The sequence below is a fragment of the Carnobacterium sp. genome (assembly GCF_032094055.1).
Taxonomy (GTDB): domain Bacteria; phylum Bacillota; class Bacilli; order Lactobacillales; family Carnobacteriaceae; genus Carnobacterium_A.
The window spans coordinates 12,228-15,505 of record NZ_DAMDAK010000052.1 but is presented as its reverse complement, the minus strand read 5'-3'; the positions used below and the strand labels follow the sequence as shown (position 1 = coordinate 15,505).

3 protein-coding genes and 1 pseudogene are annotated in these 3,278 nt (G+C 38.7%); all 4 read right to left on the bottom strand.

The annotated features are described in order from the left end of the window. Positions 1-1,275 (bottom strand): MBL fold metallo-hydrolase (locus RT405_RS08805; RefSeq protein WP_313469146.1); only part of this gene is annotated, 1,275 nt, incomplete at its 3' end. Then, entirely contained in the window at positions 1,259-2,077 is an 819-nt protein-coding gene (locus RT405_RS08800) for a carbohydrate ABC transporter permease (RefSeq protein ID WP_313469145.1), read from the bottom strand. The genes RT405_RS08800 and RT405_RS08805, both read right to left, overlap by 17 nt. Positions 2,078-2,079: 2 nt before the next feature. Beyond that, complete coding sequence (locus RT405_RS08795; RefSeq protein WP_313469144.1) at positions 2,080-2,961, bottom strand: sugar ABC transporter permease; 882 nt, start codon at positions 2,959-2,961, stop codon at positions 2,080-2,082. Next, positions 2,961-3,278: pseudogene (locus tag RT405_RS08790) on the bottom strand (ABC transporter ATP-binding protein); the annotation flags it as partial. The pseudogene RT405_RS08790 and the gene RT405_RS08795, both read right to left, overlap by 1 nt.

Below are 3,278 nucleotides of genomic sequence, written 5' to 3'. Positions count from 1 at the left end.
GCCGCGATTCGGCAATATTCTTTCTCCATAAGGATTCTCCAATTTTTCTGGTTTCAACGTATGGATGGGAACCAAGAGTTTCGGTTCGATCATTCGAATAATTTCTTTAAGATCATCCGGATGAGCATGACCTGAAAGCGAAAGACGTACGAATTCAACTTGCAAGTCCTTCAATAAATTTAAGAAAAGTGCATATTGAGGATCGAAATCTCCCAATGGCTGTGCATCACTATGAACGTATAGGCCTCCTCCTTGTAAGTTTTCAATTTTATTAACGACCTGCCATATGTATTCAGTTCGGTCATTAAGCAAAACTTCATAAGACAGTTCAAGCGCTGGGTCCAGTGCTTGAATCTTGTTATTTTCTTCCGCATAATAGTAGCAAACGTTTATATCGCTCACTTCTTTGAGCAAAGCCGCCATAGTTGCTTCCAACACGACCGTGCGCGGAGAGAATTCAATTAATTTTGCAAACCGCAGGACATTCGCGGGATAGCCGTTAAATGTTATTTGCCGGTTCGGGTTTTCTTCCATCAAACGAACAAATGCTTGGATCAATTCTTCTTCGCTGGAAACAGTGATTTGAGCAGGATCTGGCTCTCTTTCTGGAAAGCTGATACTCACACCTTCCATCATCAACAAGTCCGTATGTTTAGCTTGTTGGCAAAAAGCTTCTGTATTCGCCCGGTCATATCCATGCAGACGCAAATCCCCTGTATACACTAAGAAATGTTCAGGTGTCCGGATCAAAAGAGCAGCTGCTCCATAAGCGTCATGATCGACAGGTACTATTTCAACACTGATTTCCCCAACTTCTACTACATCATGAGCATTCAGTCCAGTCATTTCTCGCGTAAAGCCGCTTTTTTCAAAAGGCGATGCAATCAAAAAATCGCCATTTCTGTTAAGCGAATGAAGAATCGCTTTTGTTTCTTTCATCGTGTATAGCGGAATCTTCGGATCCAAGTAATTGATCATTTTAGAATGGTCTAAATGAGCATGTGATAAGAAGACGGCAGTATGCTGGTATTCTTTTTCATCGTTCCCTTGATAAGTATACCCTAAACGCTCATCATACAAACCCTTCAATTCTGGAACCAGCCGATTTTTTAATAATGTGTCTAAACTTTCCTCTTGCAAACCTAATTCCGGACGGTATTCTGTACCAAAATCAAAAAAGATATGGGCATCTTTATAAGCAACTTCGATAATCGTTCCTCCGATAGTCAAAATACCACTATGGAAAGTTACCGTTGTTTTAGCCTTTGATTCCATTTTTCGACACTCCTCGCATAATTTCTTTTCGGAAAATTAAATAAATGATCAAGATTGGAATAACGGTTAACGTAGCTGCTGCCATTTGCAGATGGACATCGCTTCCGCTTTCGGTAGTAAAAGCAGCCAATCCGTTGTTCAACAGCCGGTATTTTTTTTCATTTGTTACCAAAAGCGGCCACAAGAAAGAATTCCAACTTGAAATAAACGTTAAAATCCCAACTGTTACAAGAGCTGGTTTCGACATCGGAACAAGTATCTTTCGAACATATTCCATATCTGAAGCTCCGTCTATTTTGGCAGCTTTATAAAAAGCTGTTGAGATACTTTGCAAATAGCCGTATAAATAGTAAATATAGAAAATACTGGTTAAGAATGGGATGATCAAAGCCGAATAAGAATTCAACAATCCCATACGAGAAATCGTATTGTAGTTCGTGAAAATAATAGACTCATAAGGAACCATCAATAATGAAATCATGACCCATAGAACTACTTTTTTAAAGGCAAATTCTAAACTGCTCAAAGCAAAAGCAGCTAAAATAGCTGTGATCACTGTCGCAATCGTTGTTACAGTCGAAACAAAAACTGTATTTAAAAAATAACGTAAAAAAGGAGCTCTTTCAAAAACTTCTGCATAGTTCAGCCACTGAAACTTTTCCGGTATAAATGTTGGCGGAATACTTGTTGCTTCACTGTACGTCATCAAACCAGCCAACATCATGTAAATGAATGGGAAAACAGTAATGACAGCCATGACTCCCAAAAATGTTAGAGAAAGAACCGTTACAATATGCTTCATGCTTATCTCCCCATTCTTTTCAAAATTTTATTTTGGATAAATGTGATCAACAAGATCACAATAAACAAAATGACTGTGGCTGCCATCGCCACACCTGGTCTGCCGGCTATATGGAATTTATCATAAATGTAAAATACGGCAGTAGTCGCACTTTTAGCTATTCCCGGCTGGCCATTAAATAACGCATACACTTGCGTATACACTTTGAATGATGAAATCAAATTTACCGTTAGTAAAAACGTGATCGTTGGAATCAATTGTGGGAAAGTAACCCGTCTGAATATTTCCCAACTGTCTGCTCCAAACATTTTTGCAATTTTATAATGTGCTTTGTCGATGTTCCGCAAGCCGGCCAAAAGAATAATAATATTGAAGGCTAAACTTGTCCATATTCCAAAAATAATCAGCGTGGGCATACTTAAATCAACATCATCCAGCCAATTAAGTCCCGGAATACCAAAGATTCCTAAGACATAATTGACGATTCCATATGACCCATTGAAGAAATAACGGAATACAATACCGATTGCAATCGTACTGGTAACATAAGGCAAGAAGAAAATCGTTTCAAAAAAACTTTTGTGCTTCACTTTTTCAAAAATGATCCAGGCAATCGCAAGCGAAAGGATCAACCCAATTGGAACAACGGTAAAAGCAAAGAGGCCTGTGTTCCCCATGGCTTTATAAAAAACAGGGTCGGTCAAGACTTTTTCATAGTTTTCCAGACCAGCAAAACGCGGATTGATCAGTGTGCCTTTTTGAAAACTCATAAAGAAAGACCGATACAAGGGATAAATGCTGAACAACACAACAATCGCCAAAGCTGGAAGAAGGAAGAGCCACGCTTTTAGCTGATTCTCGGGATTATAACCTTTTTTGAACATTAGTAAATTCGTTCTCCGCTTTTCTTAAAGATAAACGCTTTTGGATAAACTAAATCAAAATTCACTGAAGTTCCTTCTTCTAGTTCTTCTTCAATGCTGACAATTGATTTCATCCGATTTGAATCAATTTGGAAATTTAGTATTCTTTCTCGTCCAATCAATTCGACATTCGCCAGTGTTGCCTTGAAAATTCCTTCGCCTTCTGTCGGCAGCACATCTTCAGGACGAATTCCTAAAACATATTCTCCATCCGGCATCGCTTCTTTGAAACGAATGGATGAAAAGAGTGAACTAGGAATCTCAAAAGAATCGCCATG

Coding starts and splice junctions, on each gene's coding strand:
- RT405_RS08800 (WP_313469145.1), bottom strand. CDS start 2,077: ATGAAGCATATTGTAACGGTTCTTTCTCTAACATTTTTGGGAGTCATG.
- RT405_RS08795 (WP_313469144.1), bottom strand. CDS start 2,961: ATGTTCAAAAAAGGTTATAATCCCGAGAATCAGCTAAAAGCGTGGCTC.